27 protein-coding genes are annotated in these 22,133 nt (G+C 67.7%); 6 read left to right on the forward strand and 21 right to left on the reverse strand.

Annotation, left to right across the window (positions count from 1 at the left end; all coding sequences use genetic code 11):
- Positions 1-138: 138 nt before the first annotated feature.
- The 13 genes from ptsP to RTX79_RS05100 form a co-directional block, all read right to left on the reverse strand.
- A complete protein-coding gene (gene ptsP / locus RTX79_RS05040) occupies positions 139-1,896 on the reverse strand; it encodes a phosphoenolpyruvate--protein phosphotransferase (protein WP_057508246.1) in 1,758 nt (585 codons plus the stop codon).
- Between the two features lie 2 nt (positions 1,897-1,898).
- Positions 1,899-2,168, reverse strand: coding sequence for an HPr family phosphocarrier protein (locus RTX79_RS05045; RefSeq protein ID WP_042614635.1), 270 nt, complete (start codon positions 2,166-2,168; stop codon positions 1,899-1,901).
- A complete protein-coding gene (locus RTX79_RS05050; RefSeq protein WP_057508247.1) occupies positions 2,161-2,553 on the reverse strand; it encodes a PTS sugar transporter subunit IIA in 393 nt (130 codons plus the stop codon). Before RTX79_RS05050 ends, RTX79_RS05045 begins: the two co-directional genes overlap by 8 nt.
- Before the next feature lie 159 nt (positions 2,554-2,712).
- Positions 2,713-3,594, reverse strand: coding sequence for an RNase adapter RapZ (rapZ, locus tag RTX79_RS05055; protein ID WP_057508248.1), 882 nt, complete (start codon positions 3,592-3,594; stop codon positions 2,713-2,715).
- A 58-nt stretch (positions 3,595-3,652) separates the two neighbouring features.
- A complete protein-coding gene (gene hprK / locus RTX79_RS05060; protein ID WP_057508249.1) occupies positions 3,653-4,603 on the reverse strand; it encodes an HPr(Ser) kinase/phosphatase in 951 nt (316 codons plus the stop codon).
- Positions 4,600-5,052, reverse strand: coding sequence for a PTS sugar transporter subunit IIA (locus tag RTX79_RS05065; RefSeq protein ID WP_057508250.1), 453 nt, complete (start codon positions 5,050-5,052; stop codon positions 4,600-4,602). The genes hprK and RTX79_RS05065 overlap by 4 nt, the downstream gene beginning before the upstream one ends.
- A 21-nt stretch (positions 5,053-5,073) precedes the next feature.
- Positions 5,074-5,406, reverse strand: coding sequence for a ribosome hibernation-promoting factor, HPF/YfiA family (gene hpf / locus RTX79_RS05070; protein ID WP_042614640.1), 333 nt, complete (start codon positions 5,404-5,406; stop codon positions 5,074-5,076).
- 54 nt (positions 5,407-5,460) lie between these two features.
- The gene (locus tag RTX79_RS05075; RefSeq protein WP_312682369.1) at positions 5,461-6,900 is read right to left on the reverse strand and encodes an RNA polymerase factor sigma-54; all 1,440 of its coding nucleotides are present in this window, start codon (positions 6,898-6,900) and stop codon (positions 5,461-5,463) included.
- 40 nt (positions 6,901-6,940) lie between these two features.
- A complete protein-coding gene (gene lptB, locus RTX79_RS05080) occupies positions 6,941-7,660 on the reverse strand; it encodes an LPS export ABC transporter ATP-binding protein (RefSeq protein WP_309683928.1) in 720 nt (239 codons plus the stop codon).
- Positions 7,660-8,169 carry a lipopolysaccharide transport periplasmic protein LptA gene (gene lptA, locus RTX79_RS05085; protein ID WP_057508253.1) on the reverse strand — a complete coding sequence of 170 codons (510 nt, stop codon included), beginning with the start codon at positions 8,167-8,169 and terminating at the stop codon, positions 7,660-7,662. Before lptA ends, lptB begins: the two co-directional genes overlap by 1 nt.
- 65 nt (positions 8,170-8,234) lie before the next feature.
- Positions 8,235-8,795 (reverse strand): LPS export ABC transporter periplasmic protein LptC, encoded by a 561-nt coding sequence (gene lptC, locus RTX79_RS05090; RefSeq protein WP_312682374.1) that lies wholly within the window; start codon positions 8,793-8,795, stop codon positions 8,235-8,237.
- The gene (locus RTX79_RS05095) at positions 8,792-9,340 is read right to left on the reverse strand and encodes a KdsC family phosphatase (RefSeq protein ID WP_312682376.1); all 549 of its coding nucleotides are present in this window, start codon (positions 9,338-9,340) and stop codon (positions 8,792-8,794) included. The genes lptC and RTX79_RS05095 overlap by 4 nt, the downstream gene beginning before the upstream one ends.
- A 61-nt stretch (positions 9,341-9,401) precedes the next feature.
- Positions 9,402-10,427, reverse strand: coding sequence for a KpsF/GutQ family sugar-phosphate isomerase (locus RTX79_RS05100; RefSeq protein ID WP_309683936.1), 1,026 nt, complete (start codon positions 10,425-10,427; stop codon positions 9,402-9,404).
- A 53-nt stretch (positions 10,428-10,480) separates the two neighbouring features.
- On the opposite strand from RTX79_RS05100, the gene RTX79_RS05105 reads away from it, so the two are divergent.
- The 3 genes from RTX79_RS05105 to RTX79_RS05115 are packed head-to-tail and all read left to right on the forward strand — an operon-like array spanning position 10,481 to position 12,300.
- Positions 10,481-10,711 carry a BolA family protein gene (locus RTX79_RS05105; protein ID WP_005408396.1) on the forward strand — a complete coding sequence of 77 codons (231 nt, stop codon included), beginning with the start codon at positions 10,481-10,483 and terminating at the stop codon, positions 10,709-10,711.
- A 21-nt stretch (positions 10,712-10,732) separates the two neighbouring features.
- Positions 10,733-12,004 (forward strand): UDP-N-acetylglucosamine 1-carboxyvinyltransferase, encoded by a 1,272-nt coding sequence (murA, locus tag RTX79_RS05110; RefSeq protein WP_312682378.1) that lies wholly within the window; start codon positions 10,733-10,735, stop codon positions 12,002-12,004.
- The gene (locus tag RTX79_RS05115; protein WP_309683951.1) at positions 12,001-12,300 is read left to right on the forward strand and encodes an EF-hand domain-containing protein; all 300 of its coding nucleotides are present in this window, start codon (positions 12,001-12,003) and stop codon (positions 12,298-12,300) included. Before murA ends, RTX79_RS05115 begins: the two co-directional genes overlap by 4 nt.
- A 130-nt stretch (positions 12,301-12,430) precedes the next feature.
- On the opposite strand, the gene RTX79_RS05120 is transcribed toward RTX79_RS05115, so the two are convergent.
- The 6 genes from RTX79_RS05120 to purM all read right to left on the reverse strand — a co-directional run bounded on the left by RTX79_RS05120 (position 12,431) and on the right by purM (position 16,735).
- The gene (locus RTX79_RS05120; protein WP_312682380.1) at positions 12,431-13,114 is read right to left on the reverse strand and encodes a DUF3108 domain-containing protein; all 684 of its coding nucleotides are present in this window, start codon (positions 13,112-13,114) and stop codon (positions 12,431-12,433) included.
- A gap of 2 nt (positions 13,115-13,116) precedes the next feature.
- Positions 13,117-13,932 carry a DUF3108 domain-containing protein gene (locus tag RTX79_RS05125; protein ID WP_312682381.1) on the reverse strand — a complete coding sequence of 272 codons (816 nt, stop codon included), beginning with the start codon at positions 13,930-13,932 and terminating at the stop codon, positions 13,117-13,119.
- A 66-nt stretch (positions 13,933-13,998) separates the two neighbouring features.
- Positions 13,999-14,661 carry a phosphoribosylglycinamide formyltransferase gene (gene purN / locus RTX79_RS05130; RefSeq protein ID WP_312682383.1) on the reverse strand — a complete coding sequence of 221 codons (663 nt, stop codon included), beginning with the start codon at positions 14,659-14,661 and terminating at the stop codon, positions 13,999-14,001.
- Complete coding sequence (locus RTX79_RS05135) at positions 14,658-15,095, reverse strand: hypothetical protein (protein WP_312682384.1); 438 nt, start codon at positions 15,093-15,095, stop codon at positions 14,658-14,660. The genes purN and RTX79_RS05135 overlap by 4 nt, the downstream gene beginning before the upstream one ends.
- A gap of 7 nt (positions 15,096-15,102) precedes the next feature.
- A complete protein-coding gene (locus RTX79_RS05140; protein WP_312682385.1) occupies positions 15,103-15,543 on the reverse strand; it encodes a hypothetical protein in 441 nt (146 codons plus the stop codon).
- 130 nt (positions 15,544-15,673) lie between these two features.
- Positions 15,674-16,735 (reverse strand): phosphoribosylformylglycinamidine cyclo-ligase, encoded by a 1,062-nt coding sequence (gene purM / locus RTX79_RS05145; RefSeq protein ID WP_312682386.1) that lies wholly within the window; start codon positions 16,733-16,735, stop codon positions 15,674-15,676.
- A gap of 98 nt (positions 16,736-16,833) precedes the next feature.
- On the opposite strand from purM, the gene RTX79_RS05150 reads away from it, so the two are divergent.
- The 3 genes from RTX79_RS05150 to hda are packed head-to-tail and all read left to right on the forward strand — an operon-like array spanning position 16,834 to position 19,846.
- On the forward strand, positions 16,834-17,970 hold the full coding sequence (locus tag RTX79_RS05150; RefSeq protein ID WP_312682388.1) for a DUF2066 domain-containing protein: 1,137 nt from the start codon (positions 16,834-16,836) through the stop codon (positions 17,968-17,970).
- Complete coding sequence (locus RTX79_RS05155; RefSeq protein ID WP_057687339.1) at positions 17,967-19,139, forward strand: AI-2E family transporter; 1,173 nt, start codon at positions 17,967-17,969, stop codon at positions 19,137-19,139. The genes RTX79_RS05150 and RTX79_RS05155 overlap by 4 nt, the downstream gene beginning before the upstream one ends.
- Positions 19,136-19,846: a DnaA regulatory inactivator Hda gene (gene hda, locus RTX79_RS05160; protein WP_057687340.1), complete on the forward strand. Its 711-nt coding sequence runs from the start codon at positions 19,136-19,138 to the stop codon at positions 19,844-19,846. The genes RTX79_RS05155 and hda overlap by 4 nt, the downstream gene beginning before the upstream one ends.
- Before the next feature lie 518 nt (positions 19,847-20,364).
- Here the strand turns inward: hda and murU are convergent.
- Together murU and RTX79_RS05170 are read right to left on the reverse strand one after the other, a co-directional pair.
- On the reverse strand, positions 20,365-21,078 hold the full coding sequence (gene murU, locus RTX79_RS05165; protein ID WP_312682390.1) for an N-acetylmuramate alpha-1-phosphate uridylyltransferase MurU: 714 nt from the start codon (positions 21,076-21,078) through the stop codon (positions 20,365-20,367).
- On the reverse strand, positions 21,075-22,097 hold the full coding sequence (locus RTX79_RS05170) for an aminoglycoside phosphotransferase family protein (RefSeq protein WP_312682392.1): 1,023 nt from the start codon (positions 22,095-22,097) through the stop codon (positions 21,075-21,077). Before RTX79_RS05170 ends, murU begins: the two co-directional genes overlap by 4 nt.
- Positions 22,098-22,133 lie beyond the last annotated feature (36 nt).

The raw sequence follows: 22,133 nt of genomic DNA on the forward strand, positions 1-22,133 counted from the left end.
AGAAAAGGCTGCGATCCTGGAGAGGATGCGGCATCAGGGGTGGTCAGCGCGTCATTATCGCCCGCGCGTGTGTCAATGCGGTAGCGCCGCCGCGGCGGTCACTACCGAGCGTAGACGGCCAGCGGCCGTCACTACCGGTCAGTTGCCGTTGATCCAGCGTTCGATGCTGCGGCGGTCGCGGGCGGCCAGCAGTTTCGGCGCGCGGGCGCGCAGTTCGCCGAGGTCGCTTTCGCGGATCGCGCGGCGCACTTCCAGCAGGGTGCCGGGATGCAGGCTGAACTCAGTCAGGCCGAGTGCCAGCAGCAGCGGGGCCAGCCGTGCGTCACCGGCGATTTCTCCGCATACCGCCACCGGAATCTGGTGGCGCTGGCCGGTTTCGATCACCAGCTTCAGCAGCCGCAGCACGGCCGGATGCAGTGGCGAATACAGTTCGCCGAGCGCTTCGTTGTTGCGGTCGGCCGCCAGCAGGTACTGCACCAGGTCGTTGGTACCGATGGACAGGAAGTCGACCAGGTCGATGAAGCTTTCCAGCGCGAACGCGGCGGCCGGCACTTCGATCATCGCGCCCAGCGGCACGCGTTCGCTGACCGCGTGGCCTTCGGCGCGCAGCTGGGCGGTCAGCCGGGTCATGCGCCGACGTACCGCCAGCAGTTCTTCGCGCGTGCTGACCATCGGGATCAGGATGCGCACCTTGCCGTAGGCGCTGGCGCGCAGGATCGCGCGCAGCTGGGTATCGGCCACCAGCGGCCGTGCCAGCGACAGGCGCACGCCACGCAGGCCCAGTGCCGGGTTTTCTTCGTTGCTCAGGGTCAGGCCGGTACGGTCGGCCTTGTCCGCGCCCAGGTCCAGCGTGCGGATGGTCACCAGCCGGCCGGCCATGCCCAGCGCGGCATCGCGGTAGGTGTGGAACTGTTCTTCTTCGTCCGGCAGCTCGTTGCGCTGCAGGAACAGGAATTCGGTGCGGTACAGCCCCAGTCCCTGCGCGCCGAACGCATGCGCCTGGGTGACGTCTTCCAGCGATTCGGCGTTGGCCAGCAACGCGATGTCGACCTGGTCGCGGGTGCGGCTGGGCTTGCTGCGCAGGCGACCCAGCTCACGCTGTTCGCGCGCATGTTCCTTCAGCCGCACGCGGTAATCGCGCAGGTTTTCAGCCTGCGGGTTGACGGTGATGCTGCCGTCGCTGCCATCTACGATCAGCACGTCGCCATCGCTGACCTTGTGCAGCAGGCCGGGCACGTTGACGATCAGCGGCAGGTGCAGGCTGCGGGCGAGGATCGCGCTGTGCGACAGCGCGCTGCCGGCCGTGGTGACGATGGCCACCACGCCCTGGGACTGCAGTTGGGCCATCTCGGACGGGGCGATGTTGTCGCAGACCAGGATCTCGCCGGCCAGGCCTTTCACCGCCGGCGGCAGCACCGGCTGCAGGAAGGCGTGGATGCGCCCGATCACATGGTCCAGGTCGTCCATCCGGCTCTTCAGGTAGGCATCATCCATGCCGTCGAAGACCTTGGCCAGGCGGTCGCGCTGCAGGCGCAGGGCATATCCTGCGCTGTACGGGCCACTGCGGATCAGCTCATCCAGCCCGAACAGCAGTTCCGGATCGTCCAGCAGCAGCGCATGCAGGTCGAGGAACTCGCCCGCTTCCTGGTTCAGCGCACCCTGCAGGCGCTGGCGCAGGTCGTGCATTTCATTGCGCGCGGCATCCAGCGCCACGTGCAGGCGCTTGAGCTCCTTGTCCACCTGCTGCGGCGCCACGCGCTGTTCGGCCACTTCCAGCGCATGCGCCAAGCGCACCCGCGCGCGGCCCAGCGCGGTACCCCGCGACGCGCCGTGGCCGGACAGCAGCTGCACCGGCCGCAGGCCGGTGGGAGCCAGTCCAGCACGGGCGCGCGGCATGCTCAGCTGTCCTCGTCGAAACGACGCTCGAACAGCGAGACCACCGCATCCATGGCGGCCTGTTCGTCTTCGCCGTTGATGCGGATGGTGACCGGGGTGCCCTGGCCGGCGGCCAGCAGCATCACGCCCATGATGCTCTTGGCGTTGATCTCACGGCCCTTGGCGGCCATGGTCACGTTGCAGCGGAAGGGCGCAAGTTCCTGCACCAGCTTTGCCGTGGCGCGGGCATGCAGGCCCAGGCGGTTGGTTACGGTGAGTTCTTTCTCAAGCATCGTCGACTATCGCTCCATTGCGCGCGCCCGCCGCCGCAGTGGCGGGCAGTTGATCCAGTCCCTGTTCCGGATAATTCATCACACGCAACAACATCGGCAGGCTCAGTGCAGCTACCCGACGGGCCGGCGTTCCCAGCCTGGCCAACTGCGCGGCCAGGTTGCTGGGGCTGGCACCGTACAGGTCGGTCAGGATCAGGACCCCGTCACCGCCGTCCACCCGCCGCAGGGCGGCCGAAGCGAGCGGAAGCAGGGCATCGAGATCTGCATCGAACGGTACGTCGAACGCTTCAGTCTTCAGCGGCAGATGCCGCAGCAGCCGGGTCGCCACCTCAAGCAGGGCCGATCCGACGCCAGGATGTGTTACGAGGAGAATGCCACAGGTCATGCCTGAACGTTAACAGGTCGGGATGACGCTGCGATAGCAGGCGCAGAGCCCTTCAGTGTTCCGTATTCAGCTGCACAACCAAAAAGGGGACGGAGGGGATTAAGTCGCATCCGGCATGCCACGTGCCGGATGCGACTTAATCCCCTCCGTCCCCTTTTTTCAGTCGAGTTCGCGGTGGTAGGTGGCCACGTCCTGCCAGCCTTGTTCGCGGGCGTGGCGGGCCAGCCGTTCGGCCAGGAATACCGAGCGGTGCTTGCCGCCGGTGCAGCCGAAGGCCACGGTGACGTAGCTGCGGGTGTCATTGCCCAGCTTGGGCAGCCAGGTATCCAGGAAATCGGTCAGCTGGCCGACGTAGCGCTGCACCTCCGGCTGCGCTTCCAGGTAGTCGCGCACGCCGCCTTCGCGGCCGCTGAGCGGGCGCAGTTCCGGATCCCAGTGCGGGTTGGGCAGCACGCGGGCGTCGAACACGAAGTCGGCCTCGGCCGGTACGCCGCGCTTGTAGGCAAAGGATTCGAACAGCAGCGACAGCGGCGTGGTGTGGCCCAGCGTGTACTCGGTGACGATGCGGCGGCGCAGCTGGTGCACGTTCAACGTACTGGTATCGATGATCGCATCGGCGGCACGGCGCAGCGGTGCGGTCAGTTCGCGCTCGCGGGCGATCGCTTCGGGCAGGGACAGGCCCAGTTGGCTCAGCGGGTGGCGTCGGCGGGTATCGGCATAGCGCTTGAGCACCGTTTCGTCGCTGGCTTCGAAGAACAGCAACTGTGCGTGCACGCCGGCCTCGGCGGCCAGTTGCCGCCATTGTTCCAGCTGGCCCAGGTCGCTCTGGCCGCGCACGTCGATGCCCACCGCCAGCCGCCGCGGGGCACCGCCGGGGGCGCCCAGCACGCCGCGCACGAAGGCCGGCAGCAGGTCGATCGGCAGGTTGTCCGAGCAGTAGTAGTCCTGGTCTTCGAAGGTCTTCAGGGCCACGGACTTTCCGGAGCCGGACAGGCCGCTGATGATGATCAGGGTCGGGGCGGACGGGGCAGGGCGGTTCATGGCGGGCTCTTTGTTGGTGGCGCGGGTGGTTGACGGCCAGCGGCCGTCACTACCGGGTTTACGGGGTGCGGCGTTCGAGCAGGTTGCTGTGGCGGGCGATGAACATGGCGGCTGGATCGATGCCCTTGGTGCGCAGTATGTGCAGCCGGGTGGCCGCTTCGGTCAGCACTGACAGGTTGCGTCCGGGCATCACCGGCAGGGTGATCAGCGGCACGTCCAGGTCCAGTACGTGGCGGGTGCCGGAGTCGCCGGTCAGGCGTTCGTATCCGTAGGCGCTGGGCTCGGTCATCGGCTTGGTCAGGTGGACGATCAGCCGAAGGTACTTGTTCTTCTTTACCGCCGTGTCACCGAACATTTCGCGCACGTTCAACACGCCCAGGCCGCGCACTTCCAGCAGGTCCTGCAGCAGCTCCGGGCAGGTGCCATCGAGCACGTCCGGGGCGATCTGGGTGAACTCCGGTGCGTCGTCGGCCACCAGCCGATGGCCGCGGCTGAGCAGTTCCAGTGCCAGCTCGCTCTTGCCTGATCCCGCTTCGCCGGTGATCAGCACGCCGATGGAATAGATTTCCATGAACACGCCATGCAGGATCACCCGCGGTGCGAGCGTGCGTGCCAGGTGGTAGGACAGGTGGTTGAGCAGTTCGTGGCCGCGCTTGGGCGAAAGCCACAGCGGGGTGTTGGATTCATCGGCGGCCGCGCGCAGGTCTTCGGGGCAGGGCTGGTTGCGGGTGATGACCAGCGCCAGCGGGTGCGACTGCATGATTTTTTCGATGGTTTCCCATCGGTGGCGCGAATCCAGCGAATCCAGCCAGGTCAGTTCTTCGGTGCCGAGGATCTGCACCTTGTTCGGGTAGATGGCGTTGAGGTAACCGGCCAGCGAGGGGCGCCGCGAGACCGTATTGCCCGCTTCCAGTTCGCGTTTCTCGCCTTTCTGCCCGGCCACCCAGCGCAGGGCCAGCTTGTCGCGCTGCTGGTCGAACAGTTCGCGTGCGGTGATGCTGGTATTCATGCGGCACTCGCCGGTGGCGGGAGGTCGATGATGGCGCGCAGTGCGGCCGCATCCGGAGCGTCGCGCAGGGCCTGGCGGATGCCCGGCTCGGAAAACAGCTCGGCCAGTTCGGACAGCAGCATCAGGTGCTGGTGGGTGTAATGCGAAGGCACCGCGATAGCGAACACCAGGTCCACCGGTTCGTCGCCGCCGAAGTCCACCGGCGCCACCAGTTTCAGCAGGGCGCCGCGCGGGCGTTCCAATGCCGGTGCACGTCCGTGCGGAATGGCGATGCCGTGACCGATGGCGGTGCTGCCGAGGGCTTCGCGCTCGCACAGGTTGCGATGGATCTGTTCGGTATTGGCCTGGCGGCAGGCCAGCAGCTGGGCCGCTGCCAGCAGCACGCTTTCGCGGTCGGCAGCCGCGCAGACCTGGGTCTGCACGGCGGCCATCAGATCGGTCAGGGGCATATCAGGGGGAAAGTGAAGTCATCAGACTTCATTGTCGCTCAACGGCAGGGGGACGTGCTGCTGTTTCTTCTGCTGCTTCTTTTCCTTCTCCGAGGTCAGCAGCCGGTCGACCTTGTCGGCCAGGATGTCGATCGCCGCGTACATGGTCTGTCCACTGGCCTCGGCGTGCAGGGTCTGGCCGGGGATGTTCACGGTGGCATCGACGTGGTGTTCGTTCTTCTGCAGCTTCAGCGTGACCCGAGTTTCGCAGTGCTCGCCGACGAAGTGTTTACCGGGCCGGGCGAGCTTGTCCGCCACGTACTTTTCCAGGGCCGGGGTGACTTCGACGTCTTTGCCAAACGTTTCAATGCGCATCGGGTTTCTCCTTTTGGATTTGCCAATGAACCTCTCCGCCGGGCGCGGTGTGCGTCAGGCGATCCGGACTCTTTCGTGCGAGGCGGAAATGTTCATGGCTTCACGATACTTCGCCACGGTCCGGCGCGCTACCGGTATACCGGAGGTCTTGAGCAGGTCAGCCAGCTTGGCGTCAGAAAGCGGCTTGCGCGGATTTTCGTCGTCGATCAGCCGGCGGATCATCGACTGGATGGCGGTGCTGGACGCTTCGCCGCCGCCCTCGGTGTCGATGCCCGACGCAAAGAAGGCGCGCAGGGGGATGGTGCCGCGCGGGGTGCGCACGTGCTTGCGGGCGATGGCGCGCGACACCGTGGATTCGTGCAGGCCCAGTTCGCCGGCGATTTCACGCAGGGTCAACGGACGCAGCGCCTGCGCGCCGAACTCCAGGAAGCCGGCCTGCTGCTGCAGCAGGCTGTGGACCACGCGCAGCAGGGTTTCACCGCGTGCTTCCAGGCCCTTGAGCAACCAGCGCGCTTCCTGCAGCTGCGTCTTCAGATAGCCGGCATCGGCTTCGCCGCAGCGGCGGATCATGCTTTCGTAGCCGCGGTGGATGATCACTTTCGGCCCGGCATGGCCGGCCAGTGCCGCCCGCCAGACGCCGGCCTGGCGCCAGATCACCACGTCCGGCACCACGTAGGTGTCCTGGCTGACCGGGGCGATCTGGGTGCCGGGACGGGGATCCAGCGAGCGCAGCAGGGCCACGGCGGCGTCCACGTCGGCCACCGGGCACTTGAGTTCATGGGCGATGCCGCTGACGCCACTGCGTGGCAGCCGCTCCAGCGGGCCGTCGGTGATCTGCCGGGCCAGCGCCAGCGCCGGGGTATCGGCAGGCAGCACGTCCAGCTGCAGGCGCAGGCATTCGCCGAGATCGCGCGCGCCCACGCCCACCGGGTCGAAGCGCTGGATCTGGTGCAGCACGGTCAGGATTTCATCGTCGCCGGCGTGGATGGCCGGCAGAAGGGTCTCGGCGATGCCGGCGAAGGTCTCGCGCAGGTAGCCATCGTCTTCGATCGCATCGATCAGCGCCGCGCCGATATTGCGGTCGCGCGCCGACAGCGGCGAAAGATGCAGCTGCCACAGCAGGTGGTCGGCCAGGGTTTCGGTGTCGGCGACACGCTCTGCCGCGTTGTCCAGGTCGTCATCGTCGAAGGAGCCGCCACTGCCGGCGCCGCCACTCCAGTCCACTTCGGCCGGCGCCCAGTCATCATCGCCGGAGCTGGCGCGCTCGTCGCTGTCGCGTGGCTGCTGGTCCGGCGATGGCTGTTCGGTCGGCTGGTCGCTGCCGGGGACCGGTTCGGCATTCTCCGCCCAGTCCAGCAGCGGATTGGTTTCCACCGCTTCGGCGATTTCCACGTCCAGTTCGGTGGTGGACATCTGCAGCAGCCGGATGGCCTGACGCAGCTGTGGCGTCATGACCAGGTGCTGCCCCAGCGATGTCTGCAACCGCGTCTTCATGCCACCGCCCAACGTAAAAGGAAGGGTCCGGCGGCCACCTTCACAGCTTGAAGGAGTCTCCCAGGTAGACGCGGCGGACCTCTGCGTTTTCCAGCAGGTCCGCAGGCGCGCCCTGGGCCAGCACCGTACCTTCAGCGAGGATATACGCCCGGTCGCAGATTCCCAAGGTTTCGCGCACGTTGTGGTCGGTGATCAGCACGCCGATGCCACGCTGCTTGAGGTGGGTGACGATGCGCTGGATCTCGCCCACTGAAATCGGGTCGACGCCGGCGAACGGTTCGTCGAGCAGGATCAGCCGCGGCTGGGCGGCCAGGGCACGGGCGATTTCGCAGCGTCGACGCTCGCCACCGGACAGGCTGGCGCCCTGCTGTTCGGCGACATGGCCCAGCTGCAGTTCGTCCAGCAGGCTGGCCAGTTCGCGTTCGCGGCCGGCGCGGTCCAGGTCATCGCGCAGCTCCAGCACCAGCCGGATGTTGTCGGCCACGGTGAGCTTGCGGAACACTGACGGTTCCTGCGGCAGGTAGCCCACGCCCTGCTTGGCGCGGGTGTACATGGGGTCGCTGGTGATGTCCTTGCCGTCCAGCACGATGCTGCCGGCATCGGCAGCCACCAGGCCGACGATCATGTAGAAACAGGTGGTCTTGCCGGCACCGTTGGGGCCCAGCAGGCCGACCACTTCACCGGCTTCCAGGGTTAGGCCGAAGTCCTTGACCACTTCGCGCTGCTTGTAACTTTTACGCAGGCCCTTGGCGACGAGCATTACTTGCTGCTCCCGGCGGCCGGCGCCTTGTTCTTGGGCTGGATGACGGTGCGCACGCGGCTGCCGTCGCCGCCGCTGTTCATTTCACCGCTGCGGGTGTTGTAGACCATGCGCTGGCCGGCATTGGTGCCGCGCGCGCTGGTGACCTTGTAGTTGCCGGTCAGGGTGATGATTTCGCTGGTGATGTCGTAGTCGATGCGGTCGGCGGTGGCATCCATCCAGGTGCCATCGTCCATCTGCTGGCGCATGGTGGCCTGCTTGCCGGTGAAGATCGCGCGCACCGCTTCGCCGCCCTTGATCTGGATCTCGGCATTGGCCGCACGCAGGTCCAGCGACCCCTGGGTGATCACCACGCCGCCGGTCATCAGCGTCTTGCCGTCACCGGTGAGGGTACCGGTCTGCGCACCGGCATCGATGTTCATCGGTTCGTTGCGGTCGGTGGATTTCGCGCTGGCCAGCAGCGGGAACATCAGGCTGAGCGCGCAAAGGGCTGCAAGGTGGATTTTCATCGTGTCCGTTTCTGCCGGATGGTGGCCTGGTCGCGCCAGGCGGAAAAGGGAAGCATGCCGCAGGGTCATCGCCGGGGCAGGTAGCGGCCCTTGGACTGGCTGAGGAAATGATACGTGTTGTTGTTGGAATCCAGTTCGAACCCGACGCCGCTCTGTTCCATGCCCGGACGGGTCATGGTCACCAGCGCATCGGTACGTGCCCGGTTTTCCTTGGGGAAAACGTTCAGATGGGTGGTGCGGAAGGTGGTCGGCGGGGTGTTGCCCACGGTCGGGCTGTCACCGGCGACGTTGCCACGCAGGCGCATTTCTTCGCCCTTGGCACTGACCCAGCCGGTTTCCGAACGCAGCGTCCAGTGGTTGCCGTCCTGGCCGGGCATTTCGAAGACCGGGGTGGCGATGGTGAGGGTCTGGTCGGCGCGCAGGCGCTCCAGCCGCGGGGCGCGCAGCGTGGTCGATTCCTTGCCTTCATCGTCCAGCATGACGATCTGGAAATCGTGCAGCACGTAATCCACGCTGCCATCGTCGACGACGGCCTGCGGGCCCTTGTCGCGGTTGCGCAGCAGCGACCAGCCGCTGAGGATGGCCACGACCAGCAGGGTCGCGCCGATGGCGGTACGCCAGTTCATGCCCCGAACCCTGCAAGCACCGCGTCGACGCGGCCCTGCGCGGCCAGCAGCACGTCGCACAGTTCGCGCGCGGCGCCACGTCCGCCCTCGGCGCGGGTCTGCCAGTGCACGCGCTCGGCGATCCACGGGTGGGCGTTGGCCGGGGCCACGGCCAGGCCGACATGGCTCAGCGGGGCCAGGTCGGGCAGGTCATCGCCCATGAAAGCGACCTGGTCAAGGGTGATGCCGTGCTGCGCGCACAACGCCTGCACGCTGGCCAGCTTGTCGCCGACCGCGATCTGGGTGTCGATGCCGAGGTCGGCGCCGCGCTTCAACGCCGATTGGCTGTTGCGCGCGGTGATGAGCACGGGGTGGATGCCGTGCTTCTGCAGTAGTTTCAGTCCCAGGCCGTCCTGCACGAAATATGCCTTGCTCTCGTTGCCTTCACGGTCGTAGTAAAGCTGACCGTCGGTGAGCGTGCCGTCCACGTCAAAACACGCCAGGCGGATGCGCGCGGCGGCGGCATGCAGGTGGGCAGGGAAAGCAGGCAGGGGGGACCAGGGCATCGGTTCGCGGGTATCCGGGTTGTCGTGCGGTAAGGGATGAATGGGGGCGGGGCGAGTTCGGTTAAACCACCCGGGCCCGCAACAGGTCATGAATGTTCAGCGCGCCGACCGCGCGTCCAGCCTCATCCACCACCACCAGGCCGTTGATTTTATGGGTTTCCATCAGCCGCGCCGCTTCCACCGCGAGCTGGTCGGCGCCGATGGTGCGCGGGCTGCGGGTCATCACCTCGGCGATTTTCGCGCTGCGCACGTCCAGTTCGCTGTCCAGCGCCCGGCGCAGGTCGCCATCGGTGAACAGCCCGATCAGGATCCCGTCCGCATCGACCACGGCGGTCATGCCGAGGCGCTTGCGGCTCATCTCCACCAGCGCCTCGCTGAGGCTGGCGCCGGCGTCCACGCGGGGCAGGTCGTCGCCGCTGTGCATGACATCGGTGATGTGCAGCAGCAGGCGCCGGCCGAGGCTGCCGGCCGGGTGCGAGCGGGCGAAATCATCGGCGGTGAAGCCGCGCGCATCCAGCAGCGCCACCGCCAGCGCATCGCCCATCGCCAGCGAGGCGGTGGTGCTGGAGGTCGGCGCCAGCGCCAGCGGGCAGGCTTCGGCGGGCACGCTGACATCCAGGTGCACGTCGGCGGCGCGGGCCAGGCTGGACTGCGGCTTGCCGGTCATCGAAATCAGCAGGTTGCCCTGGCGCTTGAGCACCGGCAGCAGCATCAGCAGTTCGTCGGACTCACCGGAGTAGGACAGCGCCAGCACTACGTCGGCTTCGGTGATCATGCCCAGGTCGCCGTGGCCGGCCTCGCCCGGGTGCACGTAGAACGCCGGGGTGCCGGTGGAGGCCAGCGTGGCGGCGATCTTGCGCGCGATGTGCCCGGACTTGCCCATGCCGGTGGCCACCACCCGCCCACGGCTGGACAGGATGTGCTGGCAGGCCTGCTGGAACGCTTCGCCCAGCCCGGCGGCGACCGCGTCCAGGGCTTCGCGTTCGATCTGGAACACGCGCTTGCCACTGGCCACCAGCGCGGCCGGGTCGGCGGAAGGGCGGGCCGGCAGGCCGGCAGCAGGGAAGGGCAGGGTGGGATCAGCCATGCGAGCGCCACGCAGCAGAGTAGAATGTGCGGACATTTTATTAGGAAAGCCCGTTGGACGCCGACACCATCCGCAATCTGATCGAAACCGGCCTGCCCGGCGCCCGCGCCGACGTGCAGGGTGACGATGGCGTGCACTTCGAAGCGACCGTGGTCTGCGAGGCCTTCGCCGGCAAGATGCCGTTGGCCCGCCACCGCATGGTGTACGCCACCCTCGGCGATCTGATGGGCGGCGCGATCCATGCGCTGGCGCTGAAGACCGTGACCCCGGCCGAAGCCGGCTGAACCTGGAAAAGACCCTGATACATGGCCAAGATCGTTGTGACCGGCGGCAAAGCGCTGCACGGTGAAGTAAGCATCTCCGGCGCCAAGAACGCCGTCCTGCCCATCCTGTGCGCCACCCTGCTGGCCGATGCGCCGGTGGAAATCACCAACGTGCCGCACCTGCACGACGTGGTGACCACGGTGAAGCTGCTGGGCGAACTGGGCGCCAAGGTGACCATCGACCAGGGCACGCTGTCGCGCGGCAGCGCGATCGTGGTCGACCCGCGTCCGGTCAACCAGCACGTGGCGCCGTACGAACTGGTGCGCACCATGCGTGCGTCGATCCTGGTGCTGGGCCCGCTGCTGGCCCGCTTCGGCGAAGCCGAAGTATCGCTGCCCGGCGGCTGCGCGATCGGCTCGCGCCCGGTGGACCAGCACATCAAGGGCCTGCAGGCGCTGGGTGCGGAGATCGTCGTGGAGAACGGCTTCATCAAGGCCAGTGCCAAGCGGCTGAAGGGCGGTCACTTCACCTTCGACATGGTCAGCGTGACCGGCACCGAGAACGTGCTGATGGCCGCCGTGTTGGCCGAAGGCACCACCGTGCTGGACAACTGCGCGATGGAACCGGAAGTCACCGACCTGGCGCATTGCCTGATCGCGCTCGGCGCGAAGATCGAAGGCCTGGGCACTGCCCGGCTGGTGATCGAAGGCGTGCCGCGCCTGGGCGGTGGTCGTCATGAAGTGCTGCCGGACCGCATCGAGACCGGCACCTTCCTGGTGGCCGCGGCGATGACCGGTGGCAGCGTGACGGTGAACCGTGCGCGCCCGGACACGATGGAAGCGGTGCTGTCCAAGCTGATCGAAGCTGGCGCCACCATCAGCACCACCGCCGACACCATCACTCTGGACATGCAGGGCAAGCGGCCGAAGGCGGTCAACCTGACCACCGCGCCGTACCCGGCGTTCCCCACCGACATGCAGGCGCAGTTCATGGCGCTCAACTGCGTGGCCGACGGCGTGGGCGTGATCAACGAGACGATCTTCGAAAACCGTTTCATGCACGTCAACGAACTGCTGCGCGTGGGTGCGGACATCCAGGTGGAAGGCCATACCGCCATCGTGCGCGGTGCCGAACGGCTGAGCGGTGCGCCGGTGATGGCGACCGACCTGCGTGCGTCGGCGTCGTTGATCCTGGCGGGCCTGATGGCCGATGGCGATACCACCATCGACCGCATCTACCACCTGGACCGCGGCTACGAGAACATCGAAGAGAAGCTGTCCGCGCTCGGTGCCACCATCAGGCGCGTGCAATGATCCTGCGCGGCAGGTTCACCCGCCGTCGCAAGGCGCTGCTGGCGCTGGTGCTGCTGATGCTGGCTTACCTGGGCTACGCCTGGTTTGCCGACATCGCCATCACCAAGGGCGTGGAACAGAAGGACATGGACTGGAACGGCGATGGCACCGTCACCCGTGACGAGATCATCCAGGCCTTCCACGCGGTGGGCGCGACCGACACGAAGGAGGGCAACCGCGAGTGCCGCACCTTCGTGTGGCGCAGTACCGGCGAACAGATCCGCGTGGACTGCCGCACGGTGTTCCAGGCCGAGTAAGGGTAGCGACGGCCGCTGGATGCCGGTGGGTGACGACCGTTGGTCGTCACCCACCACCGCGCATCCGGTAGTGACGGCCGCTGGCCGTCAATGCGGTGATGGACGGCCAGCGGCCGTCCCTACCGATAAGTCAGTTCAGACCCTTGATGGTCAAGTCCAGCGCGTCCTTGCCGCTCTCGCGCTGCAGCAGGCGCGCCGGCACCGGGAACTCCGGCACGATCCAGGCAATCAGTTCCTTGTTGCCATCCACGCGCGACACCTTGGTCGCTTCGTAGTTCTTGCCCGCCACGGTGACCGCTTCCTTGCCGACCACGCGGTAGCTCATCGGCTTGATCCGGCCTTCGTCCACCATGCGGTAGTTCAGCGGCCTGCCGGCGGCGAGGTCGCGCGCGATGGCCAGGTTGATCAGCAGCGCATCCATGTCACCCGCCTTCAGCGCCACCGGCCCCGCACGGTCCGGCTTGATGTCGCCGGTCCAGGTTGCCTGGTTGCTGGTCCAGTTGTAGTTGGCCTGCACGTTGCGCTTCTTGACCAGCAGCACCGAACTGTCCTGGCTGCTCAGCGGGCGCAGGCGGCCGTTGGCTTCCTCGAACACGGTGCTCTGGCTCAGGTCGGCCAGCTGGTTCTTGACCTTCAGGCTGTAACGCCATTTGCCGGTGCCTTCGCTGGCCAGGGTCATCGTGCCGTTGGCCTGCATGCCCATGTAGCTGGCAAGGTAATCGGCCTTGAACGGCTGCAGTGCCATCGCGGGCAGGCTGGCTACCGACAGGGCGGCAGCGGCGATCCAGGTCAGCGGGCGTTGGAACGTGGTCATGCTCAGACTCCTTGGTATTCGATGAGGCGCAGGTCGATGTAGTCCTGGCCATCTTTGCGTTGCAGGATGCGCACCGGCGTCGGTACGCCGTTGGCGATCCACAGGATGGTTTCGTCGTTGCCGCCATTGCTGCGCGCCACGCGCAGCGCGTCGTAGGACAGTTCGCCTACCTGCACGCTTTCGGTGGCGCCGGCGGCCTGGTAATCGTGCTGGCGCACGCGGCCGACATCGACGTAGCGGTAATGCATCGCACTGCCCGGGCGGGCGTCACGCATGATCGCCAGGTTCAGCAGCAGCGCGCTCTGGTCACCGGCCTGCAGCGGAATCGGCTGCGTGCGTTCCTTCTTCAGGTCGCCGGTCCAGCGCGCGGTACCGGCCTGCCAGTCATACGTACCGGTGACTTTCTTGCCCAGGAACAGGCCCTTGCGCACGGTGCTCTGGCTCAGTGGCCGGTACTGGCCACCGCTGTTCTCGAACACGGTGCTCTGTTCAAGGTTCAGGCCCAGCACGCTGGCGAAGCCGCGGCGTCCGACCACCTGCATGTCCACGCGCCACTGCGTGCCACCTGCGTGGGTGACGCGCATGGTCGCATCGCCTGCTTCCTTGCCCTTGTAGAAGGCCTGGTAGGTAGCGGTGAACGGTTCCAGCGCGGGCGGTTCCCAGGCCAGCGCGGGCAGCGCAGGAGCCACCGGCGCCGCCTCGGCCGGGGCGGCGGCGGGCGCGGGCTGCGGCACCTGCTGCGCAGCCGAAGGCAGCGCTGCCAGGCAGAACAGGGCGGACAACAACAGCGCGGGACGGTGCAGCGTCGTGTTCTTCATACCAGGCAGCGGCAAAGGGAAAGGGGAGCATGCCAGCGCCGGGGTCAGCGGCGCGTGTTCAGCAACTCAGTAAGCCTGCAGCATGCGTGCCGAATCTAGGGCCAGTGGGCTGAAAAGGGGGTGACCGTCGAGCTGGAGCTGACCGTCCTGTTCAGTTACCCGGCCGCTGGCCAGCAACTGCAGGCTGGCGATCAGCAGCGGATGCTCCACGTCCAGCACGCGCGCGGCCAGGGTCTGCGGGGTATCGGTGGGCAGTACCGGCACCCGGGCCTGCGCCAATACGGTGCCTGCATCCAGTTCCGGCACCACGAAATGCACGCTGGCGCCATGTTCGGCATCGCCGGCTTCCAGCGCCCGCGCATGCGTGTGCAGGCCCTTGTGCCGCGGCAGCAGGGACGGATGGATGTTGACCAGTCTGCCCTCGAAGCGGGCCACGAAGGCGGCACCGAGGATGCGCATGTAGCCGGCGCAGACGATCCAGTCCGGTGCGCTGGCGGCGACCGCGTCGCCCAGCGCGGACTCGTAGGCGGCGCGGTCGGCGAAGTCGCGCGGTGCCGCGGCCCAGCGCCGTGGCGCCGGCATGCGCTGCAGGGCTTCAGCGTCGGGGCGGTCGGAAAACACGCCCACGACCTCGGCCTGCAGCTGCCCCTGCGCGATCGCATCCAGGATCGCCTGCAGGTTGCTGCCGCGGCCGGAGGCCAGCACGGCGATGCGCGTGCAACCGGTCATGCCACGGCCTTGCGCGGGCTGTCCAGGAAGCTGGCCGTCACTTCGGTGCGCAGCAGCGCCCACAGCGCATAGGCGGCGAGCGCCACGCCCAGTGCCCCGGTCAGGCAGGCCAGCCCGGCCACGACCAGGCACAGCCGATGCTGGCGACGCTTGCCGATGCATCCGGCCACCTTGAGGCTCAATCCGCCCAGCACTGCGTACAGGCCTGCGCCCACGCCCATCAGGATGAACAGCAGCCACGGCGCGGCATCGGGCCCGCTGCCGGGCGGCTCGCTGACGTAGCCTGCCACGGTGACCAGCAGCAGGAAGGCGGCGAGGACCAGTTCGAAGCCCCCCAGTACATAGAACAGGATCTTCAACGTGTGCAGGTGCGAATCGACCTGCATCGCGGTCCAGCCGCGTGGGGCATGAAGCGGGGGAGGCGTGGCGGACATGGGTGCCTCAGGCCGGGGTGACCGGCGCGGCGCCGAAGGCAGCCTTGACCGCAGGACGCACCAGCACGATCAGGGTGAACACGCCGAGCACGGTGCCGAAGGGCATGAAACAGCAGGAAATCCCGGCCACGACCATGCACAGCACGTGTCGCCGGCGCTGGGCCAGGCAGCGGCCTGCGTAGGCCATGAAGCCGGCAAGGGTCAGGCCGCCGGCGATGAACGCGCCGGCGAAGGCCACGAAGAACCAGCCGAACAGCCGGGGGTCGAACGGTTCGTTGCCCTGTTCGCTTTCCATGGGCAGGTGTCCGGTGACGATGGCCAGGCCCATGACCAGGTGGATCAGCGGGAACAGCGAAAACAGCGCGGTGATGCCGGCCACCACGTAATGGAAGATCGACAGCAGGCGCAGATGGTCAGCGTCCTGCGCACCCAGGGGCGTAGTGGACATGGCGGTCTCCTTGATGGCCGTGAGAACCGGGCAGGCGCCCGGAACAGGTAGCGCCGGGCCATGCCCGGCGAGCGCAGCGGTAACCGGGATCCGCCGAGCATCGCTCGGCGTTACCGGCAGGCTCCTTCTGTCAGCCGATGTGCACGCGCTCGGCGCCTTCAACGGCCGGCACCACCTTGCCGATGGTCCAGTGCTGCAGGCCCTGTGCGCCGGCGGCGTCGGCCACGGCGGCGACCTGGTCGGCGGCCACGATCAGCACGAAGCCGATGCCGCAGTTGAAGGTTCGCCACATCTCGGCATCGGCCACCGCGCCTTCGCGCTGCAGCCACTGGAATACCGGCGGCAGGGTCCAGCTGCCGGCGTCGATGTCCAGGCCGAGGCCTTCGGGCACCACGCGGATGATGTTCTCGGTCAGGCCACCGCCGGTGACGTGGGCCATGCCGTGGATCGCCTCGCCGTGGGTCTTGAGCAGGGCCAGGATGGGCTTCACGTACAGGCGGGTCGGCGCCATCAGCGCATCGACCAGCTTCACCCCGTCTTCCAGCACGTGTCCGGCCGGCTGCCCGGCGCGGTCATAGATGCGGCGCACCAGCGAATAGCCGTTGGAATGCGGGCCGGACGAGGCGATGCCGATCAGCACGTCGCCCTCGGCAACGCTGGCGCCGTCCTTCAGTTCGCTCTTTTCCACGCCGGCCACGGTGAAACCGGCCAGGTCGTACTCGCCCGGGGCATACATGTCGGGCATTTCAGCGGTTTCGCCGCCGATCAGCGCGCAGCCCGCTTCGGTGCAGCCGTTGGCGATGCCGCCCACGACCGCCGCCGCAGTGTCGATGTCCAGCTTGCCGGTGGCGAAGTAATCCAGGAAGAACAGCGGCTCGGCGCCCTGCACCAGCACGTCGTTCACGCACATGGCGACCAGGTCGATGCCGATGGTGTCGTGGCGGCCCAGCTGCTGGGCCAGTTTCAGCTTGGTGCCGACGCCGTCGGTACCGGACACCAGGACCGGCTCGCGGTACTTGTTGGACAGGTCGAACAGGGCGCCGAAGCCGCCCAGTCCGCCCATCACTTCAGGGCGGAAGCTGCGCTTGACCAGCGGCTTGATGCGTTCGACCAGTTCGTTGCCGGCATCGATGTCGACACCCGCGTCACGGTAGGTGAGGGGCGTAGGGGCGGAGGACGGGCTGTTGGTCACGGGCGTCGGCGCTGGCAAGGGTGAGACGGCGATTTTAACAGGCCACGTTGGCGCAAAGACCCTATTCGGGCAACAATCTCCCCGGATACGTCGAGCCAATGGAAGTCCAGATGCCCCGCAGCCCCCTCAGGACCACGTTTCTCATCATGCTCCTCGCGGCGTGCCTGCCCTTTGCCGCCTTGGCCCAGAGCGGCCTGCGCACCGAAGGAGACGTGGCCACCGCCGCCGGCGCCTACGAGGCCGAGGTCCCGGTCCGGGGCCAAAGCGACGCCGATCGCAACGGCGGCCTGTCGCGCGCGCTGGCCGAAGTGCTGGGCAAACTGTCCGGCGACCGCAACATCACCGCCCGCCCGGGCGTGGTGCAGGCCCTGCGCAACGCCAAGGATTACGTGCAGAGCTACGACTACAAACAGGACCAGAGCACCACCGCCAGCGGCGCGCCGAACTTCCGCACGCTGCTGGTCGCCCGCTTCCGGGAAGACGACGTGGATGCGATGGTGGCCGCGCTGGGCCTGCCGGTGTGGCCGCTGCCGCGCCCCAAGCCGGTGCTGTGGCTGGCCATCGACGATGGCAGCGGCCCGCGGCTGGTGACCGTGCAGCAGGCCAACGCGGTGCGCCCGGTGCTGGCGCGCGCGGTGGAACGCGGCTTCAAGCTGGGCCTGCCCACCGGCAGCACCGCCGAACAGGCGCTGGTCGGCGCGATCTGGCGCCAGGACACCGCGGCGGTGGCCCGGGCTTCGGCCCGTTACGCCCCGCCGATGCAGCTGATCGGCAAGCTGTCGCGCGCTGATGGCGGCTGGACGGCGGACTGGGTGTTCGTCGACAACGGCCGTGAACTGAACAAATGGACCACCAAGGATGCCAACGCGATGCGCGCGATGGCCGGCGGTGCCGATGGCGCGGCCGACGCGCTGGTGCGCCGGTATGCCAAGCCTGGCGCGGCGACCGGACAGGCCGGCACCTACCGCATCGTGGTGACCGGGATCGACAGCGCCGACGACTACATGCGCCTGGCCGCCGGCCTGCGCGAAGTGCCGGTGGTGCGCAACATCATCCCGCTGCGCGCGCTGGGCAACCGGCTGGAACTGAGCGTTGAAATGACCACCGGCCTTGCCGGGTTGAACCGCATGCTGGGCGAGGACGGCGTGCTGGTGCCGGTCGCCCCGGTGGCGATCACCCTGGACGGTGAAGAACAGAACCCGGCCCCGGCCAGCAACGAGTACCGCCTGCGATGATCCACACCCCGGAGGCGGAAATCGCCCTGTTCCTGCGCCGCGTCAAGTTCGTCGCGGTTGCGCTGCTGATCGGCTGGGTCGTCTGGCTGCTGGCGCCCATCCTGACCCCGTTCGTGCTGGCGCTCGCGCTGGCCTGGCTCGGCGATCCGCTGGTGGACCGCATCGAGGCCACCGGACGTTCGCGCAACACCGGCGTGATCCTGGTGTTCGTGGCGATGGTGCTGGTGATCACCGCGCTGCTGTTGATCCTGGTGCCGATGATCGAGCGCCAGATCAGCACCTTGATCGCTTCCGCGCCGCAGGCCCAGGCCTGGCTGATGGAAAAGGGCATTCCCTGGTTCGAACAGAAGACCGGCCTGGAAGTGATGCAATGGCTGGATTCGGAGCGGGTGATGGATTACATCCGCAGCCACTGGCAGCAGGCTGGCGGGGTGGCCAAGCAGTTCTTCGGCTATGTGCAGCGTTCCGGCTTTGCGATGGTGACCTGGGTGGTCAACCTGCTGTTGCTGCCGATCCTGGCGTTCTACTTCCTGCGTGACTGGGACCTGCTGGTGGAGCGCGTGCGTTCGGTCATCCCGCGCAACCATGTGGGCACCATCACCCAGCTGGCGCGCGAGTCCAACGACGTGCTCGGCGCGTTCATCCGTGGCCAGTTCCTGGTGATGATCGCGCTGGGCGTGATCTATGCCGGTGGCCTGACGATGGTCGGCCTCAACCTTGGGCTGTTGATCGGCATCATCGCCGGGCTGATCAGTTTCATTCCCTACCTGGGCGCCACCACCGGCATCCTGATGGCGGTGATCGCCGCCCTGGTGCAGGCGCAGGGCTTCGACCTGAAGCTGCTGCTGCTGGTCGGCGTGGTGTTCACCGTGGGCCAGTTGCTGGAAAGCTACGTGCTGACCCCGCGCATCGTCGGCGACAAGATCGGCCTGCATCCGGTGGCGGTGATCTTCGCGGTGATGGCCGGTGGCCAGCTGTTCGGTTTCCTCGGCATGCTGCTGGCACTGCCGGTGGCGGCGGTCAGCAACGTGCTGCTGCGTTACGCGCACCAGCGCTACCGCGAAAGCGAGCTGTATGCCGGTGAGAAGCCGTCCATCGTGCTCGATTCCTACATCGACAAGCCGGTGATCATCGTCGACGGTTCGCCGAAGGGGCCGGAACCGAAGTGAGCGCAGTACCGCAGCTGCCGCTGGCCCTGCATTACCCGCAGGACGAGCGGCTGGAGACCTTCATCGGCGCACCGGATGGTGCGCTGGCGCAGCTGCGCGCGATCGCCGTGGGCGCCAGCCCGGACTGGGTGTACCTGGAAGGTGCGGCCGGCACCGGCAAGACCCACCAGGCCCTGGCGATGTGTTCCAACGCCGAACAGGCCGGGCGCACGCCGACCTACGTACCGCTGAGCGCGGTGGTGGGGCGGGTGCGTGCGGTGCTGGAAGGGCTGGAACAGCGCGACCTGGTGGTGCTCGATGGACTGGACGCGGTGGCCGGTGGGCGCGAGGACGAGGTGGCGTTGTTTGATTTCCACAACCGTGCGCGCGCGGCGGGCACGGCGGTGATGTATACGGCGCAGGCTTCGCCGGCCGAGCTGGGGCTGGTGCTGCCGGACCTGCGTTCGCGGTTGGGCCAGTGCGTGCGCGTGGTGCTGCAGGCGCTGGACGAGGAGGGGCGTGCGGCGGTGCTGCGCGACCGCGCGTTGCGCCGTGGCCTGGCCATCGACGAGGCCTCCATCGAATGGCTGCTGTCGCATTCCGGGCGCGAGCTGGGCGGGCTGATCACGCTGATGGATTGGCTGGATCGCGAATCGCTGGCGGCCAAGCGGCGGATCACCGTGCCGTTCCTGCGCCAGGTACTGGAAGACGGCCGGCCGCGTTACTGAGCGGTGGGTGGATGCCGGGCTTGCAGCCCGGCGGCCCGCTTTGGAGCAACGGCAACGGCAACAGCCTGCAGGGCTGTGTGTTGGCGGCGCGGGGTGGGTTGGCGGGACACGCCGTGAATCCATCCATGGAGGCTGCATCGCCGCATCCATGCGGCTCAGCGTCCCGCGAACCCACCCCGCCCCACCTTCGACAGGTCCATGGTGGCCTTGGAACACGGGGTAGCGCCGACCCATGGTCGGCGGATCGCAGGGTGAAGGGAGTGGGGAAACAGACGGGGTCAGAGTCCTTTCGCATAGCGAAAGGACTCTGACCCCTGCCTTTATTTCTTTCATCACGCGGGTGGCGGCCACCGGAACCTGTCAGGGGGACGGGCGGCGGGGCTGGGCGGGGGCGTTGAGCGCCATGGATGGCGCGAAACGAGGCCCGCAGGATGCGGTCTTTGCCGTCCCCCGACCAGCCCCACCGCCCGGCCCGCCCCCAGCGGCGGCTTCAAAAAACAGCCACCCGCGAGGGGGTCTCACCCGTTCGACCAACCCAACTCCGCTTCCAGCGCGCGCAGCCGATCCACCGTCCCCACATCCGTCCAGCGTCCACGATGGTGCTGCCCGGTGACCAACGCCTGCGCCATGAAATGCTTCTGCAGCGGCACCACGCTGAAGCGCGGCGGCGTGCGTTCGCTGCCCGCTGCCGTGCCGATCACGCGCTGCCAGTCGGCCACGATGGAGGGCCGGTACACACCAATGCCGGCATAGGTCAGGCAGTCGCCGGCGCGGTCGTGGTGCAGCACGCCGTCGGCATCCAGTCGGTAGTCGCCGTGCGGGTGCTGGGCCGGGTTGTCCACCATCACCAGGTGCGCCTGACCGGCCGGCTCGCGCGGCAAGGCAGCGAAGTCGAAGTCCGTCCAGATATCGCCGTTGACCACCAGGAACGGGGCATCGCCCAGTGCCGGCAGGGCGTTCAGGATGCCGCCGCCAGTCTCCAGCGGGGTGTCGCCTTCGTTGACGAAGTGCAGGCGCAGGCCCCACTGGCTGCCATCGCCCAAGGTGGGCGCAAACGCGCCGGCGAGCCACGAAATATTGACCACCACATCGCGGACGCCAAGCGCCGCCAACCGCTCCAGGTGCCACACGATCAACGGCTTGCCGGCCACCGGCAACAGCGGCTTGGGCGTGTGCAGGGTGAGCGGGCGCATGCGCTCGCCCAGGCCCGCAGCGAAGATCAGCGCCTTCATCGGGCCGGTACCGGTTCGCCCTGGGCTGCCATCGCCGGCTTGATGCGCGTATCGAGCAGCTGCTGCAGTCCGGCCAGTTCCGGGTAACGCGGCAGTACTTCATCCAGGTAGGCGATGAAACGCGGTGCGTCGTCCAGGTAATGACCCTTGCCATCGCGGTAGCGCAGGCGGCTGAAGATGCCCAGGCACTTCAGGTGGCGCTGGATGCCCAGCCAGTCGGCATCGCGCAGGAAAACCGCAAGCGCCGGCACCGGCAGGCCGGCCGCCAGCGCGCGCTGGTGGTAGCGCGCCAGCCAGCCATCCACGCGTTCCAGCGGCCAGCTCAGGAAGGCATCCTTGAACAGGCTGACCGGGTCGTAGGCAATGGGGCCACGCACCAGGTCCTGGAAGTCCAGCACCGCCGGGCCATCGGCCACCGGCATCAGGTTGCGCGGCATGAAATCGCGGTGGGTCATTACCTGCGCCTGGCCCAGTGCGTTGTCCATCAGCACCTGCTGGGCGGCCTGCAGGCTGGCGCGGTCATCCGCGTCCAGGCTGATGCCCAGGTGGCGCTGCAGGAACCAGTCATCGAACAGCCCCGCATCGCGTTGCAGCAGGGCCTCGCCGAAGCGACCGAAGTCGTCCGGCACCGGCATCCGTTGCAGGCTGAGCAGCTGGTCCATCGCGCGCTCGAACCACGCATCGGCGCTGTCGGCGTCGATCACCTTGGCCAGGGTCGGCCCGCCCAGGTCTTCCAGCAACAACAACCCCACCTCGATGTCTTCGGCCAGCACCGCCGGCACGCGCAGGCCCTGCGCCTGCAGCAGCGTGCGCATGCGCAGCCACGGCCGCACGTCTTCCAGGCCGGGCGGGGAATCCATCACGATGTGGCTGCCAGCGCGGCTGGTGGCGCGCCAGTAACTGCGCATGCCCGCATCCACCGACGCCCGGTCCAGCGTGGCCAGTTCATCGCCCAGCCGTGCGCGCGCCCAATGCAGGCGCTGCGCGGCGCGTTCGGGATGGGAAGCGGGATCGTTCATGCAGGCAGCATCCGGGCGCCCGCGGGCGCCGACATC

Origin of the sequence: Stenotrophomonas chelatiphaga (genome assembly GCF_032054965.1) — a bacterium.
Classification (GTDB): domain Bacteria; phylum Pseudomonadota; class Gammaproteobacteria; order Xanthomonadales; family Xanthomonadaceae; genus Stenotrophomonas; species Stenotrophomonas chelatiphaga.